Here is a 14908-nt window from a genome sequence, read left to right as displayed (position 1 = left end):
AGCCAATTGAAGTGGCCCGCCTCGAGGTGTCAACTCAGGCGTCAAGCGCAACGGGGGTTGCTCATAGTGAGCCTATCCCCAGACACTGGAGGCGGACCATGGAAAAGACTACACTCTTTGTCGGGTTGGACGTACACAAAAAAAACGATCGCAGTGGCCCAGGTTGATGGAGCTGCGGGTGCAGACGTTCGATTTTACGGAACGATCGAGAATACGCCGGAGGCCATTCGGACGTTAAGCCGAAAGCTTTCCAAAGGCGGGCAACATTTGCATTTTTGCTATGAGGCCGGCCCATGTGGGTACGGGGTGCAACGAAGACTAAGCGGCCTTGGTCACACCTGCGATGTTGTCGCGCCATCTCTCATCCCCAGGAAGGTTGGCGATAGAGTAAAGACAGATAGACGTGACGCCATGATGCTCGCGCAGACACTGCGGGCCGGACAACTGACGTCAGTCTGGATTCCAGATGAAGCACACGAGGCTATGCGAGACCTTGTTCGGCTTAGGTCTCAAGCGATGGTTGACCTAAGAAAGGCGCGTCAGCACCTCCTGAGTTTTCTACTGCGCCATGGCATCACTTCACCGTATGGCCATTGGACCAAATCCCATAGGCGCTGGCTTGGCGAGTTGACCTTTGCCCATCCCGCTCAACACCTGGCGCATGAAGAGATGCTTCATAGGATCGAACGTGCCGAGGCGCTTTGCGCTAGATTGAAGGCGGCTATTATCGAGCTCGTACCGAAGCGGCTTCTCGCCTCGGTTGTAAATGCCATCCAGGCGCTACGCGGCGTGTCCTTAGTCGTGGCCGCCGTTCTTGTTGCTGAAGTCGGAAGCTTCGACCGCTTTGAATCACCCCGTCAGCTCATGGCATTCCTGGGGCTCAATCCATCAGAGCACTCAAGCGGTGCCACAATACGTCGCGGAGGAGTTACGAAGACCGGCGATAGTCTTGCCAGGACATGTCTGGTGGAGGCGGCGTGGACCTATCGGTTCCCGGCACGGGTCACTCAAATCATTCGAGACCGAATGAAAGGCCTCCCCGAACCGATCCGAAATATTGCGTGGACGGCCCAGGTTCGGCTGTCGGCGCGATACAAAAGGTTGATCGCGTCCGGCAAGGCCGCACCCAAGGTCATTGTCGCCATCGCCCGGGAGTTGGTGGGCTTCATATGGGCCATCGCTCGTATGGTCGAACCAAAGTTCGCCTGATCTTCGCCAAATACATTATTCCGAAAAGAAGGAGGTGAACGGCGTAATTTAGATAGACTTCGACACTCATTAGTGGCGGCAGGCTGGGGAGGTTGGGGAACCCTCGAAGCCGGGTATGAGCAAGCTCAATGCCGATGCACGTTTACTAGACAGAGGAAGCCCCGCGACGAACCTTGGTCATGCGGTAACCAACCCGCGGATAAGAGCCGGATCAACCGTCGTCCATGCTTCCTGCCGCCTCCAATGGGTGTCGATACATGCCAAAACCCCTGACGGAAATCAGGATAAATCAACGCGTCTTGTCGTTGACATCACGGACATAAGAGCCTGTGTGTTAGAGAAAAAATGTCGTTTCTGCCTGAGAAGGCGACGTGTCAATAGTCACATATTAGCCAAGCAAAGGATTGCAACAGGTGGATTTCAATTCACATCTCAAAAACTGCCGGCCAGCCTGACCGACAGGGCTGCCGCCATAGCGCCACGATTTTCAACACGGACCGCAGCCAACCCGAGCCATGCTGCAAAGCCGCGCAACTCGACAGCCAGACGTTCAACCGTGTGTCGCGTGGCCAAGGCCTCCAAATGGCTCGCCTGTACAACCAGGACCGATGCCTTGCGATCCGCTTTCAGGTCGACCCGTGCGGTGATGGCATCGCCTTCGAGGAACGGCAGAACATAATAGCCGTAAACCCGCTTGGGTGCCGGCGTATAGATTTCCAGTACGATACGGACACCGAACAAGCGCTCTGTGCGCTCGCGAAACCAAATGGCATTATCGAAGGGCGACAACAGCGTGCAGGCTTTGGCAACAGCGGGCTTTGCCAACTCTTTGGTCAGATAAGCCATATCTTTCCAGCCTTCAACACGAACAGGCGTTAGATCCCCCGCTTCAACCAGTTCCTCTATGGCGCTCTTCGAGTCTGACAGGCCCAGTCTGTAATAGTCGCGCAGGTCACGTGCCGTCGCAACGCCCATCGCCTCGGCCGACAAGCGTACCAGTTCGCGATGCGCATCCCTTCGGCTGGGTGTCGGCCGCGACAGGATGGCGGACGGCAGTACGGCCTCGGGCAGCGCGTAGACTCGCTCAAATGACCGGCGACGCGTCGTCGCCATAACCTCACCCGCCCAGAACAGGCATTCGACGGCCCGTTTGGCGTCACTCCAGCCCCACCAGCCCCCCTCGCCTTTGCTGCCAATGTCCAGTTCAGACGCAGCAAGAGGGCCTCGTTGGCGAATTTGCGCAAGGGCGCTCTCAACCAGATGTTTGTGATCTTGCAGGAAACGGGCGACATTGCCCCAGACACCTACGCCGCTGCGAGCATCGGCCATGCGCCACCGGAACAAAGGTTGTCGCTCATGTGGTAACAGACTGGCCTCATGCGCCCAATATTCGAAAACCTGAGGCTTCCTGCCCCAGGCCAGGTCTTCCAAAAGTTCGCGCGGGTACGCGCCCAATCGGGAATACAGCGGCATATAATGTGCGCGAGAAACGACATTGACGGAATCGATCTGTATAACGCCAAGGCGCTCAACCAAATCCAACAGCTTGCGGCGCGAAGGCGTAACGGCACTTGCCTTTCCGAACCCTTGCGCGGTCAGGGCAATCCGGCGAGCATCCCTGGCTGAAAGACTTTCCATCATATCATGTTCCGTTTCCATTAAATCGGACCATCACTATGACCTTACTCGACAAAAAAATGGCATTGATATCGTTGATGCGCCGGCAAGCTGGTGCCAAGGCCAAAACCAGCACCGCAGCAGCCCCTAAGCCTGGTCGCCTTGTTCGGATGACCTGCTTTCCATGCACTTACGCAAATTTGCGCAGTTCACTTCCGGCTAACCAACGCCGATCTTGCCGCGCACCTCGATCTCCAGAATCCGCTGGCCGGTGTCCTCGTCCCTGACGATGGCGATGTCACGATGCTGGAGGTTCTTCGCCTCGTCCGGCCGCAAGCCTGTATTGCCCATGAACAGAACAAAGTCATGCACCTGCTCGGCATTCCAGCGATGGCGCTCATGTACGGTCTTGGCGTAATCCCGCGTGGCGGTGTACAGCGCCTTGTATTCGACCGGACTGAAGCACGGCCGATGACTGATCTTGCCGCGTGTACCATAGGGCGGCGACAGGTCCGGCAGGTGGGTCAGCCAGGCGTGGCGTTGCGCCGTCTTCAGCACCTGGCGCAAGGTCACGATCTCATCGTGGATAGTCGAGCGCGAGGGCGGCTTGGCCGCCACTGCCTCTTCCCCCTCTTTCGGCGGCTAGGGCTTGCGCCCGGTCCGGCCGGCGCGATGAACGCGATAGGCTTGTACTCGGCCGGCGGTCTCCTCCGAGATGCCAAGGTTCCCGAAGAACGGCTTCAAGTGCAAACGAAGACGATGCGTGTGGCCCTCGACCCAACGCGGGCTGCGCTGCCCCTCACCTGACGCCTAGCGCAAATGTCATCTATTGACATTTTCGCCCGACAGGGGCATTTTAAAGCTGTTGAAACCGACGAAGTGGGCTGTCATGACGAGTAGTTTGCACGTAAGTTTGCCTGATGAAATGCGCGCCTACGTCGATCTTCGCACCAGCGGCGAAGAGGCGTTTGCCACCCCCAGTGAATATGTCCGCGCCCTGATCCGCAGCGATATGGAAAAAGAGGCGGAACGGCTTTACGTCTTCAAAGAACTCCTGAAATCTGCCGACGATATTAAAAACGGTCGTACCTATTCCGCCGCAGAGGTGGGACAGAATATGGACGAGTTCCTCGACGGCCTGGATCGCTAACGCCGACGATGAACACCAAAACCTATCGTCTGACCTTGACTGCCGAAATGCATTTAAAAAAGGCGGTGCGCGATACCAAGGAACGGTGGGGCATTGCACAGGCCAGACAATACAGTGCGGCCTTATTGGCCGGATTTCAGCACATTGCTGAAAACCACGAGGGCTTCAACTCGCCACACCGCGATGATCTGGCCACAGGCACAGGCTTTTTAATCCATCTGGTGGAGCACCGCTATATTGCCTTTCAGCCTTATGACAAAGATACCATAATCATCATCGGAATTTTCCATGAAAGCATGGACATGCCAAATCGGCTGAAAGAATTACAGCATATGACCATGCATGAAATCGCCACCATCCAGCGCGAAAGTTAGATTTGGACCTGGTCCGCAGATCACCATACCGGCCAGCGGTTTCTGAAATACCGCACTTAAAAGCCTTACAGAAGACCGCACTCGATCACTCGCAAATTTAGTTCAGATTCTTCTTGCACTACGGGCGGCAACCACAGAAGAGCTCAAATTTACCTATGTACGCTTTGAAAGCGTACAATTGACGAGATTTCGAATTTTTGGTAGGAGTAGGTATCTTTTTGAGTTGGAGTTCACTCATGCCAAGACCTGCCATCGATGATAACAGCCGTTTGGCTATTCGCCTAAAGCCATCAGAGAAGGCGGTTTTGATGCGTGCTGCGGCAATTGAGCATACGAACCTCACGACCTTCATCCTAAACACGGCAATTGAAGCTGCCCAGTCCGCCATCGATCGTGCTGAACGGATCAGCCTTTCGGAAACAGACACCTTAAAAGTGCTGGCTCTCCTGGGGAACCCGCCTTCTCCCAACGAAAAGTTATTGGCAGCCGCCAAGGCATTGCCAAAGGAATGATCATTCCGACTTGGCATGAAGAAGCGATCGCGCGCCATCACGATCGCAAAAGCTTTGATTGCGGCAATGCGGACCTAAATCGTTTCCTGTGGGAACACGCGCGCAAGAACCACGAGCAAGGAGCTTCCAAAACCTTCCTCGCCATGAGCAGCGACGATCAGAATACAATCTTGGGCTACTATTCGCTAAGTCCGGTCTCGATTGAATTCGCACGAGCGCCCGCCGCCATAATAAAAGGCCTGCCTCGACACGACGTTCCTATGTTTCGCCTCGGCCGACTTGCGGTGTCTATACATTTGCAAGGCAAAGGGCTTATCGGAGGCCAACTTCTCCTGGCGGCGGGTCGTCGCTGCCTTCGCGTCGCTGACGAAGTTGGCGGGGTCGCCATGTTCATAGATGCCAAGAACGAGCGGGTTGCGAAGTGGTATCAGTCCTACGGTGCGATACCGCTAAATGATCCACCCCTCTCACTTATTCTGCCATTCCAAACCATCCGCTCTGCACTGCAAATTAAATAGTCTGAATTGCAGTTCTCGCAGGTTGCTCCGAATAGCCCCCTGAGGTGAGGCAAAACAATGGCAGTCAGGGACGCCTTCCCATCCTTGGCGCCGAGCAATATGAGCTTGGACGAGTCTATCCTAAGCGCCAGCGAGCACTTCATCTACGCCAGGATATTGAAGAAAGTCCCTGTCGTGTCCCTGACCGTGACCGAGGAATCGACCGTCATGCTGCGCATCGCCTGGCCGGCTCGCGATTCTTGGACGGGCTCATTGGCAGGGCTGCCGATTTCAGCGGGCATGATGAGCTTTCAACTATCTATTTAGGGTCAATGTTTTGGCGGAAGCGGATGCGTTCGCGTTCCTTGCAGGGTTCGGCATGGTATCCGGCATCAAGCCATGCGGCAGATTGGATACGGTTGCGTTCCGGGCTTTGGGTGTTGCTCCACCAGCCGGGGGCCTCCGCTGCCTTGGGCAGGAAGCCGCCGATGATGCGCTCGATCTCGTTAAAAGTCAGCAGCACATCTTTCGTGCCGCGACGCCGCAGGAAGCGCCGTAATGGGTCGTACTTGGACATCGCGGACGGATTAACTCACCTGGCCCTGGTTCATGTCTTGCGCTGGCGCTGGTTTCAGTCGGACCGCCAGGCGTAGCGGCAGGAGCATGCCGGCGGGGGGCTTTTCCCCTATAAATCGGCCAACCAGAAGCCCGCGCCGGTCGGCATTGGCCGCTTCATGGGCGAACACCCTGTCAAGCTCCGCGGGGGCAAGTTCCCGAGGAACGGACTTGCTGAGGTGGCGATAGGTATTGGAAACTCGCCACGGGGGTTTGCGGTCACCACTCATAGAGGTTGTCTCTAAAGTTCAGTTCGGGACGGAGAGGATGTAGAGCCTCTGCTGACGGATAGGGGGCGTGGTAGGTGGACAAGTTGCTCGGGGGGGACCGCCTGAGGATAACGGCGAAGCCCGACGCCTGTGTCGGGGGCGAACCGGCGAGCGGTGTGACCAGAGCAACGGCGGGGTCCATGTCGAAGCCGGCCTGTCGCAATGCGTGGCGCAGAGCACTCAGATCTCGGTGATCAAGGGACATTGAGCCAGGCGCCGGGATCGCCGGCGATCGTTTGGCGGCGTCCCTGATATAGGCGGCCTGCCGGGAGCCGCGCTCTGTCGGGGCTGTCACGTGGGCGTCCGAATAGCCCCTGTCGCGAAAGTCCCTCTCATAACAGGCCCTGTCATTGTCGAGAGACTTGGCGGCGGTGTACGGATAAGGATCATACGACGTACTGTACAGATCGTTCGGGTACGCTGCGACAGACACGGCCGGAGGGGATAGGGCCGGTAGGTGCGGCTCCGGGCTTTCCCCGACCGCGGGGGGCGTGGAGGTTGCGTTCCTTGCGATAGCGCAGATAATGTAGGAGGGGGTGTCCTTTGACGGCATCGGGATAGAGGCGCAGATAGGCCTCTGTATCGAACCGGGTGGACGGATTGCGCCTTTCAGATCCGCCGTGGCGCAGAAAGTGTTGCAAGGGATCAACGCCAGCCGCGCGGACGTCGTGATAGCGTGTCAGATACCAGTCGGCATCGAACAGGTTTGACGCCTTGACACAGGCTTCGGTGCGCTTGGCGTCTTCTTGCCAGTTGAGGGGATCGGGCAGGAACCCAGGCTGGGGCACATTTGGTTTGCGTCTGAAGAGGTCAAGACATCTGTTCATAGCGGGGGCTTTCTGAGTTGTGCGGGACGGCAAGGGTGAGGCGCGGCCCCGTCTTTCATGCTGGTGCCGGCTTGAGCGCGGCCACGCCAAGATCGAAGACGGCGTACATTTTAGGTCCGGCGACTGACACAACAGAGACCCTGGCGTTGTTGTCGGAACGCGCTTCTCTGGTCGACATCGGCGCCGCGCCACGTGCATAGCCATGGTGATAGCCTTGTAACAGGGGCGCATCGACCGAGATCATGCGCACACCACAATAATCAACCTAGAAGGCGGTTTCTTCCAGCTTCACGCCGCCTTCACGACCGTTTTCCAACATTGAATTTTTGTTGTCGCCAAACTTGCGCCGCACCGTGGCTATCGGTGCGGCGCAAGTTTGGCTCGAACAAGGGTCGTCTATTTCGCGGCTGACATCGGCAGGGTTTCGCGGTTGAAGGTGATGGTGCTCAGCTTGGCGTCAAGCCCCTGCACCACCGTGCGGACTCGATCCCTGACGTAAGATCTAGCGGCTTGAAATTTGTACAATACCCAACGATATTGCGTTTAAACGCTATTTGGTTCATTGTTGCGCCAGCAGCGACTTTCGGAGATGAGTGTGGCTCTTTTTAGGATAATGGGTTGGGCTCCAACAAAGGCCGACACAACTTTGAAAAACTTGGTAGGATCATCTTATCGGTCGGTAGAAGTCGTGGGCCGCGGAACCATAAAAATTGATCCCGAAGAAGTGCGCGAAACGGACGAGTTTAAAGAAGCGTCCGAACGTGCAAAAGCTATCGTCAACGCCTGATTAGGTTCGGTCGATGCTGACCTTCCTGGGCCTTATTGTACTCGTGGTTGGCTTTATTGCATGCCATATCAGTCCCAATCACGTTTACAAGCTTCATAGATATGAAGGCCAGTATCTCTATCTGAAAAGTGCGGAACTGGGACTGAAATGCTTGGTCATAGCTGTCAGTCTCACCTTCATTCTATACCATATTCCGTCATTTCAAATTGGACGGCTCACGGTTCGTCTGCCAGTCTATTTGTGGCTGCAAGATATGGTGATGAACCTGGGAGCTAAGGATAAGCCCGAGGCGATGCGCGTAAGTTGGTTTCTCATACTATCAGCAACCACTTTCCTCTCCGCCTACATCTACCAGTTTTATTCATCCCTAAAGCTACGCTTCCGATTTGGAACATGGAATGCGCGGGTGTTCATAATGGGCGGCATTCTGGCCGATAGCCCACTGGATAATCTCTTATTCAACCTGTCACTTCAAAGAAACAAGTATGTAATGATCTCGATGGATGATCGTAAGGTGTATGTGGGGAAGGTCATCAGCTTGGGTGAACCATCAGAGACGAACGGTATGGATCAGGACATCACTATTATCCCCCTTATGAGCGGATATCGGGATAAAGACGATCTCGCCGTAAAGTTCACCACGCACTACGGCGAAGTGGATCAAACGATCCTTTTATCTCTGCGTCAGAGCTCAATAATTTCAGCAACCGAGTTCAACTTCGACGCCTATAGCAAGTGGAATGTCCCAAAACCTGCAATAGCACCCGAGACTAAGGCACCAGCGCCAGCCGCTTCCGGCGACAACGACGCTGAAAAGAACCCGTCTGCTAAAAAGACTCGGACACCCAAGGCCACACGAACCGCTTAATGACCGCCGCCGTATCCTTCACGGCCTTCAGTGTATGCTGAAAGTAAGCGGCCGGTCGGCGGATTTTGTGCCGCGGTCGAATTGAGCGAAGTGCCGGAGATAGGTCCGGAACTATCTCCGGGGATATCACTGGAGCTTGGCGACTATGGCGCGGATGGAGATCTTAACGGGTGGCGAGCCTAAGGCGAGCGGCTACAGACGCCACGGGACCAGACCAGTCGGCTGGAAACGCCTGACGGAACAGCTCAACAGTCGGATACCAAGGACTGTCAGAGCGATCACGCAGCCACCGCCAGTCGGGTGCGAACGGCAATAAGACCGAAACCGGCCTGCCCATAGCGCCTGCCAAATGAACAATGGACGTATCGACTGCGACCACATGATCCAGAATTTCCAGAATGGCCATGGTGTCGGTGAAATCGACAATTTCAGCACCCAGATTGATCAGCGGTGCCCTGCCGTAGTAGTCAGCCGCCTGCGCGGCCGCTGGCCCCATTTGCAACGACACAAGGACGGTCTGTTCCAGAGCGCTCAAAGGCGCAAGCTTCCTAAGCGACATCGAGCGGTTCAGATCATTGCCATGGGTTGGTCTTCCCGCCCATACAATCCCCACAGTCCGAAACCCTCTAGGGATCAAAGCCTCTAGCCTTTTCCGCCACTTGGCCACCAAAGAGGCCTCAGCATGTACATAGGGCACAGGCGCCGGGATCGATTGCAAATCCGTGCCAAAGAGGCGCGGGAGACCCGAAAGCGGGCAATAGGCGTCAAATGCCGGCACCTCCTCCCAACGATCGGCATAATGGACGATCCCATTCTGCTGGGCCACGATGGGCCGCATCTCGGAACTACACGCCATAATGAGGTTGGGGCAAAGTTTCGCCACCTCTGACACATAGCGACAAAACTGGATGGTATCGCCAAAACCTTGGTCGCCGATCAGAAGCAAGGTGCCATCAGGCATGGCTTTACCGTCCCACAAAGTTTTACCCTTGTGGGGCAGCAAGGACGGGGAATTCGGCAGATCAAACCGCCATTCATATTCCCGCCATCCTTCTTCAAACACGCCATTCAACAGCAAGGCTTCCGCCAGTTCAAAATGTGCGGCTGCCATGTCCGGCTGGAGTGACAAGGCATGACGTGCGCAGGCAATAGCCTCGTCGATCTCCATGCGGTCGTAATGAATGACACCGAGGTTATAGTGAGCGCCTGCGTCTTCAGGCGCCAGCGCTACAGCCTTCCTGCCATGAATAACCGCTTCTTCCAAACGCCCCTGACTGCGATAGAGCTCGCAGATATTGCGATGAAAAATCGGCTGATCGGGCGCGCTGACAATCGCCTTTTCGAGCCAATGCAAAGCCATTTGCGGCTGCTTTCGCCTGTGCGCAAGGATGGCGGCCTGGTGCAAAGCGGGCGCATAGGCGGGATGCGCCTCCAGGACGCGTGACACAATCTCTTCCGCAGCGTCGAAACGCTCCGATTGTACATGCGCCTCAGCTTCCGCCAACCACGCATCGACCGTCCGAGATACCCCCCCCTGAAGGGAGGCCTGCTGACCTTGCGCCACACTAGCCATCTATCGAATATCCCAGGCGCGCGATCGTTGGCTCCAGAATCGGAATCACCGGCGCCAGGTGCTTCAGATAATGCCTGTAACGATAGCGCGACTTGTCATAGAGCTGTTCTGTTACCTGAGCATAACTCGCTGTGCGTGCATAACGCTTATTTTCATGGAACTTTAAGCATCCCTTGTCGAAAGGCAAATCCGCGAACGCCAAAATCTGACGGACATTGGGCTCCTGATCTTCGACGATGTCTTCGTATCTTACGGCCAGATATTTTAGCGTCATTTCACGCCGATAGTGCGCCACCAGATCCATCACCAGAACATAATGCTGAGCAATGGTCTCCAGCTGGTTGGCACAGTAAAAACCGTGGGTCAGGTGATTGGAATAGACCGACAGAACAATATCCAGAGGATGGCGCAGGACATGTATAAGCGGCGCATCCGGGAACATCAGCGCAATCAGCCCGAGGTGCGTTTCATTCAGAGGCATCTTGTCGGTAAAGCGCGTGGCGCCCGGCTCGACAATACCCAGTTGCTTCACACGCTGCAGGTAATAATCCCGCAGATTGTTCAGCCCCTCGCATTGGTCCCCCATCCATAGGTCCGCAAGGGCCTCGGGATAGGTCAGAGGGCTATTCAGCATGCGGGGCATCAAATCAGCCACATCACTAACGAAGGTCAGTTCGTCTCCGGCGGACACCTTGGGATGGGCCGACAGAGTCTGTTCGACCATCGTCGTGCCAGAGCGCGGAAATCCAAGGATGAAAATGGGCTTCGGGTTATTTTCAAGCGTCGTGGCGCGGGGCACAATGCGTAAGCGGCTGCTGGTGAAGTAGGCCTTCAGTCGCTCAACCAATTGCGTGGCATGCGCCGCCATGTACACCGGGCCACCCTGCTCCACGTTAAGACGTTTTCCGCCGCTAAAGGCCTCGAAAGCCTCATCGAAGCGCCCCATCTTGTCCAGCAAGCGCCCCTTTTCCAGCATCTCATTGGTGCCAAGCCCGGTTCCAGAACTCGATAGAGCGATGCGATCTAGTATGGCCAAGGCCTCGTCATAATGTTTGGTACGCCCGCGCACGACCGCGCGATGCAACCATATGCTGGGATGGCCAGGCGCCATGGCCTCAGCCTGATCCAGAAGCGCGTCCGCGCGCGCGAAATCCCGGTCGGTTTCCTCCATGCGCGCCCAACCGAGCAAGGTCTGCAGAATAGATGGGTCGAGGCCAACGGACTCTTCATAAAGCGCCCGCGATTCCGCCATCTTCCCCTGATTCTTCAGGTTCCAGGCGAGGTTGGCGAGAAGAATGGGCTGCCGGTGCCCCAGAAGTTCAAGCGCCCTGCGATAGTGAAATTCGCCAACCTGCGGTCGGTTCATTTCCGTCAAAATCATGCCCATCAGATTATGTGAAACCGGGTCGGTGGGCGCAATACGCACGGCATTGCGCGCGTGACCTTCCGCTTCCGCCAGATGGCCCCTGCCAAACAACAGCAAAGCGAGTTCCTGAGTGGCCCAGATATTGTTGGGATCTAGCGACACCAGACGCTTAACCAGCACCTCTGCGGCCACCATTGCGGCTTCAGCCTTACGTATCTGATAGAGAACGGCCAACGCCCCGCCCTGACCGGGTGCAAGTTCAAGCACCTCAAGACACAGGGCCTCCGCTTCCTTCAAAGCGCCATTGGCATGTCGGCTAATGGCTTCGTCAACAAGAGGCAACAGGTGACGGCTGGAGGGCGTAGAGGCAAAATTTTGAAGATCCGCCTGGCAACAGCGCAATGCACTGAGCCCGCTGCCACAGGCACAGAAGTTTGGCTGTAAACGATTCATATATTGTATCCCGGACTGGGCCGGCTTTTTTGTTAAGCCGCCCTGTGGTCTGACGCCCCGTCCCTTTATTGGTGAGGCGGCAGAACCTGATAGAAACTATTGATCAGCGTTGCAAACCACGCCTGTAAAGATGCACGACGACCTTAAAATACCCAGGAGAAGACACCGGTGACGGCATGGTCCTGAGCGTTTTTGGAGAGCGTCCCTTGATAGGAGAGGCCCACCTTGATTTCGTCTCTTACCTTCCAGTCCAGGCCCAATTCGACCACACCCGCATCCCTTGCCAGCAGAACACCATTTACCTTGAAACTATTGCCCGTGCTGGTCAAGGTCATATAGCTGGCCTGGTTCAGGTCCCCGAAGGCGTGCTGCCAACCCAATGTCATGCGGGGTACGAGCCTGACGCCATTACTGAATATCCAGCGGCTGGCTGAGCGCAGTCCCAGCGTAGAGTAGGTCGTATCCGTGGTGGCGCTTTGCACGTTCAGGGCCGCGTCGCCACCTTGTTCCTGAGCGGCACCACGCGTCTGGTGGACACGCGACAGGCCTGCAAACGGCTCCATGGCAACGCCTTTCCAGACAAAGCCATAACCCATCTCACCAAACATCTGCGCTGTACGGGCATCATATTGGCTGATCAGTGCATCCTCGAAGCTCGGGAAACTGACCAGGCGTCCCATGTCAACATGGCTCCAGCTAACGGCGCCGCCCAAGCGAAGCGTGACACGGCCGAAGGCGCGACCTGCATAAAGACCAAGGTTATAGGTATCGACATCAGCGAAACTCGTCCGCTCAGATAGGGTCAGGCTGGAACTTGTGTAGCCGGCTGCAGCCCCCGCCCGCCAATCCTGACCAAAGCGCGCATCCATGCCGGTCATGAAACCAGAACGATCGTGACTGAGCGATGCGGCGTTACCGTCGTTTCTGATCTTGCCTCGGCCACCAAAGGCTTCGGCCCATGTTATCACAGTGGAGGTTGTGGACTCACTTCCAGACGTGACCGTACTCGCTTCGCCGGTGCCCAGAGCTGCAGACTCACCGGCGGCAGCGCCGTAGGTCTGCTGTCGTAGCCTGTTCAGCATGGTTTTTGGCACGGCACGACTGTCGTCCAGCAAGGCCGTGGTGACAGAGGCGTAGGCTTCACCCGAAAGCATGTTAAAGGCGCTGCGAGCGCCCTCTATGCTCTGTCCCAGGACTGCCTGATAAAGCGTCGTGTCCTCACCGCCCGCCTGCACAGCGACCGCGACGTTATGTTCGTTGGTGGTGCTGGCCGCACTGGAGAAGTCCACGGGTTTACGACCGGTCGTGAGCGTCAGGGTGACTCCGTTCGGGTTATAGGTCACCTGGGGCGTCAGGAAGGCAAGATCGGTCTTCACGCTGCTGAACTCACCGGTCAGGCTTGTGCTGGAAATGACCGAGTAGGCGGTAGAGGTGTTATAGGTGCCGTTGGCCGCCAGCACAGACAAGGTGCCGTCGAGCGTCGCGCTGCCAGAGACCTGCAATTGTGAACTCTCGCCGGCCGCATTGACAGCGACCTGCAGCGTACCGCCAGCCGTCTGTATGAAGTCACCCTTGACCTGCAACGCACTGCCCGCAGCACCGGGCTGCAGCGTTCCGGCGTTCATCACAGACCCTATCGTCCAAGTGCCACTGGCTCTCCACACGGCCTTCTCAACAATCGATAGCCGACTTCCGGCACCGAAATTGGCCAGTTGGCTGGCCAAAATTCCCGAACCCGCAAGTGTGATCTGACCCGCGCCATAACCGCCGTCTATATCTCCGTTGACGACAGATCCGGTGGTCAGAGTCAGGGCATTCGCGCCGCTGCCGAACTGCACAGCGATACCGCCAGTGCCATAGATCGTACCACTGTTGATAGCGCTGGCGTCTTGACCGGTAAACTGAAGGCCGATAACCCCGCCAATCACGCCGCTGTTGGTAAGAGAAGCCTGGCTGCCGAGTGCAAGACCGGCGATCGCATCGTCAAGAATGGTGCCTGCATTGACGACCGTGCCGCCGCTGGCGACCTGCACACCGAAAATGCCACCCTGAATAAAGCCGCTGCTAGAGTTGGTGAGCACACCCCCCGCCTCCAGCCTTACGCCGGTATCATCGGTGCCGATAATCGTGCCGGTGTTATTGACGCTTCCCCCGCCCGTCACGCCAATGCTCGATGCCAACACGTCACCAGTGTTGTTGAAGGTCCCCGCGTTACTGAAAATGCCGGAATTACTGATGGTGCCGGTATTGGTCATACCGCCGCTGTTGGTCATCATGCCGGTATTGGCAAGGCTGCCGGTATTGCTCAGCGAACCATTATTAATCACGGATCCTGAATTGCTGAGCGTGCCGGCATTCGCGATGGCGCCGTTGCTGGTCAGGGTGGTGGTGTTAATCAGAAGGCCGTTTGAATGGATCTGGCCATTGTTGACCGAGTCATCATCCACCGATACGACGCCGCTGCTGACAAGCGTGGCGCCACTGGTGATCTGTAAAGCGCCGTCCAGCGTGCCCTGGTTGGTCAGTGTCCCTGACATTACCGAAGCGTTGGTGATGGTCGAGGTGCTGTCGACGGCCTGAGTCGCGTTGATAAAGCCGACATACCGGAAGCCGATGGCTGTCACGCNGGCAAGCGTAGCGCTGCCATTCACCAGCAAGGTGTTGACCCCGAGCGTGCCNTCGGCGATGCCGTTCAGCGAGCTGCCGTTTTCCAGTATCAACTGGTTGGTGCCGCCGGCAAACCTGATCGCCGTACCGCCCGCACCCGAAATGTCACCGAAGTTGTCAATCG

The 14908-nt window shown here is 56.6% G+C and carries 17 protein-coding genes and 1 pseudogene; 8 read left to right on the top strand and 10 right to left on the bottom strand.

Annotated features, from left to right (window positions below; translation table 11 throughout):
* Positions 1–98: 98 nt before the first annotated feature.
* Positions 99–1209, top strand: a pseudogene (locus B060_RS24755) (IS110 family RNA-guided transposase).
* A gap of 432 nt (positions 1210–1641) precedes the next feature.
* Here B060_RS24755 and B060_RS0115250 read toward each other — a convergent pair.
* Together B060_RS0115250 and B060_RS24750 are read right to left on the bottom strand one after the other, a co-directional pair.
* Positions 1642–2850 carry a winged helix-turn-helix domain-containing protein gene (locus B060_RS0115250; RefSeq protein WP_026172882.1) on the bottom strand — a complete coding sequence of 403 codons (1209 nt, stop codon included), beginning with the start codon at positions 2848–2850 and terminating at the stop codon, positions 1642–1644.
* Positions 2851–3045: 195 nt separating this feature from the next.
* Positions 3046–3444, bottom strand: a complete 399-nt coding sequence (locus B060_RS24750) for a hypothetical protein (RefSeq protein WP_018082662.1) — start codon at positions 3442–3444, stop codon at positions 3046–3048.
* A 271-nt stretch (positions 3445–3715) separates the two neighbouring features.
* Here B060_RS24750 and B060_RS0115235 point away from each other — a divergent pair, with 271 nt between their 5' ends.
* The 5 genes from B060_RS0115235 to B060_RS0115215 all read left to right on the top strand — a co-directional run bounded on the left by B060_RS0115235 (position 3716) and on the right by B060_RS0115215 (position 5686).
* Positions 3716–3976 (top strand): ribbon-helix-helix domain-containing protein, encoded by a 261-nt coding sequence (locus B060_RS0115235; RefSeq protein WP_026172881.1) that lies wholly within the window; start codon positions 3716–3718, stop codon positions 3974–3976.
* Positions 3977–3984: 8 nt separating this feature from the next.
* Complete coding sequence (locus B060_RS24745) at positions 3985–4350, top strand: type II toxin-antitoxin system RelE/ParE family toxin (protein WP_018082659.1); 366 nt, start codon at positions 3985–3987, stop codon at positions 4348–4350.
* Between the two features lie 236 nt (positions 4351–4586).
* Positions 4587–4862, top strand: a complete 276-nt coding sequence (locus B060_RS0115225) for a type II toxin-antitoxin system TacA family antitoxin (protein WP_026172880.1) — start codon at positions 4587–4589, stop codon at positions 4860–4862.
* The gene (locus tag B060_RS0115220; RefSeq protein ID WP_018082657.1) at positions 4859–5380 is read left to right on the top strand and encodes an N-acetyltransferase; all 522 of its coding nucleotides are present in this window, start codon (positions 4859–4861) and stop codon (positions 5378–5380) included. The genes B060_RS0115225 and B060_RS0115220 overlap by 4 nt, the downstream gene beginning before the upstream one ends.
* 105 nt (positions 5381–5485) lie before the next feature.
* On the top strand, positions 5486–5686 hold the full coding sequence (locus B060_RS0115215; protein WP_155847717.1) for a hypothetical protein: 201 nt from the start codon (positions 5486–5488) through the stop codon (positions 5684–5686).
* On the opposite strand, the gene B060_RS0115210 is transcribed toward B060_RS0115215, so the two are convergent.
* From B060_RS0115210 to B060_RS28255, 5 genes are all read right to left on the bottom strand, one after another.
* Complete coding sequence (locus B060_RS0115210; RefSeq protein ID WP_018082655.1) at positions 5679–5936, bottom strand: DUF7662 domain-containing protein; 258 nt, start codon at positions 5934–5936, stop codon at positions 5679–5681. The genes B060_RS0115215 and B060_RS0115210 overlap by 8 nt on opposite strands.
* A 257-nt stretch (positions 5937–6193) precedes the next feature.
* The gene (locus tag B060_RS27260) at positions 6194–6538 is read right to left on the bottom strand and encodes a hypothetical protein (RefSeq protein ID WP_155847716.1); all 345 of its coding nucleotides are present in this window, start codon (positions 6536–6538) and stop codon (positions 6194–6196) included.
* Between the two features lie 91 nt (positions 6539–6629).
* Positions 6630–7031 carry a hypothetical protein gene (locus B060_RS26195; protein WP_155847715.1) on the bottom strand — a complete coding sequence of 134 codons (402 nt, stop codon included), beginning with the start codon at positions 7029–7031 and terminating at the stop codon, positions 6630–6632.
* Between the two features lie 94 nt (positions 7032–7125).
* Positions 7126–7314, bottom strand: a complete 189-nt coding sequence (locus B060_RS0115195; protein ID WP_018082652.1) for a hypothetical protein — start codon at positions 7312–7314, stop codon at positions 7126–7128.
* 152 nt (positions 7315–7466) lie between these two features.
* Positions 7467–7595 (bottom strand): hypothetical protein, encoded by a 129-nt coding sequence (locus B060_RS28255; RefSeq protein WP_269078012.1) that lies wholly within the window; start codon positions 7593–7595, stop codon positions 7467–7469.
* A gap of 70 nt (positions 7596–7665) precedes the next feature.
* Between B060_RS28255 and B060_RS26620 the strand changes: the two genes are divergently transcribed.
* Both B060_RS26620 and B060_RS0115185 read left to right on the top strand, forming a co-directional pair.
* Positions 7666–7857: a hypothetical protein gene (locus B060_RS26620; RefSeq protein WP_081606883.1), complete on the top strand. Its 192-nt coding sequence runs from the start codon at positions 7666–7668 to the stop codon at positions 7855–7857.
* Between the two features lie 13 nt (positions 7858–7870).
* Positions 7871–8725, top strand: a complete 855-nt coding sequence (locus B060_RS0115185; RefSeq protein ID WP_018082651.1) for a hypothetical protein — start codon at positions 7871–7873, stop codon at positions 8723–8725.
* Between the two features lie 163 nt (positions 8726–8888).
* On the opposite strand, the gene B060_RS0115180 is transcribed toward B060_RS0115185, so the two are convergent.
* The 3 genes from B060_RS0115180 to B060_RS28450 all read right to left on the bottom strand — a co-directional run bounded on the left by B060_RS0115180 (position 8889) and on the right by B060_RS28450 (position 13742).
* Positions 8889–10298, bottom strand: coding sequence for a tetratricopeptide repeat protein (locus B060_RS0115180; protein WP_018082650.1), 1410 nt, complete (start codon positions 10296–10298; stop codon positions 8889–8891).
* The gene (locus tag B060_RS0115175; RefSeq protein ID WP_201768096.1) at positions 10291–11781 is read right to left on the bottom strand and encodes a sulfotransferase; all 1491 of its coding nucleotides are present in this window, start codon (positions 11779–11781) and stop codon (positions 10291–10293) included. Before B060_RS0115175 ends, B060_RS0115180 begins: the two co-directional genes overlap by 8 nt.
* A 479-nt stretch (positions 11782–12260) precedes the next feature.
* Positions 12261–13742, bottom strand: coding sequence for an autotransporter outer membrane beta-barrel domain-containing protein (locus B060_RS28450; RefSeq protein ID WP_425303998.1), 1482 nt, complete (start codon positions 13740–13742; stop codon positions 12261–12263).
* Positions 13743–14908: the final 1166 nt, after the last annotated feature.

Origin of the sequence: Asticcacaulis benevestitus DSM 16100 = ATCC BAA-896, assembly GCF_000376105.1 — a bacterium.
Classification (GTDB): domain Bacteria; phylum Pseudomonadota; class Alphaproteobacteria; order Caulobacterales; family Caulobacteraceae; genus Asticcacaulis; species Asticcacaulis benevestitus.
This window is presented reverse-complemented; position numbering and strand designations above follow the sequence as displayed.

Bases quoted from the DNA above. Each gene is read 5' to 3' on its own strand.
- B060_RS0115250 (WP_026172882.1), bottom strand. From the start codon at position 2,850: ATGATGGAAAGTCTTTCAGCCAGGGATGCTCGCCGGATTGCCCTGACC.
- B060_RS0115235 (WP_026172881.1), top strand. From the start codon at position 3,716: ATGACGAGTAGTTTGCACGTAAGTTTGCCTGATGAAATGCGCGCCTAC.
- B060_RS24745 (WP_018082659.1), top strand. From the start codon at position 3,985: ATGAACACCAAAACCTATCGTCTGACCTTGACTGCCGAAATGCATTTA.
- B060_RS0115225 (WP_026172880.1), top strand. From the start codon at position 4,587: ATGCCAAGACCTGCCATCGATGATAACAGCCGTTTGGCTATTCGCCTA.
- B060_RS0115220 (WP_018082657.1), top strand. From the start codon at position 4,859: ATGATCATTCCGACTTGGCATGAAGAAGCGATCGCGCGCCATCACGAT.
- B060_RS0115210 (WP_018082655.1), bottom strand. From the start codon at position 5,936: ATGTCCAAGTACGACCCATTACGGCGCTTCCTGCGGCGTCGCGGCACG.
- B060_RS0115195 (WP_018082652.1), bottom strand. From the start codon at position 7,314: ATGATCTCGGTCGATGCGCCCCTGTTACAAGGCTATCACCATGGCTAT.
- B060_RS0115185 (WP_018082651.1), top strand. From the start codon at position 7,871: ATGCTGACCTTCCTGGGCCTTATTGTACTCGTGGTTGGCTTTATTGCA.
- B060_RS0115180 (WP_018082650.1), bottom strand. From the start codon at position 10,298: ATGGCTAGTGTGGCGCAAGGTCAGCAGGCCTCCCTTCAGGGGGGGGTA.
- B060_RS28450 (WP_425303998.1), bottom strand. From the start codon at position 13,742: ATGAACGCCGGAACGCTGCAGCCCGGTGCTGCGGGCAGTGCGTTGCAG.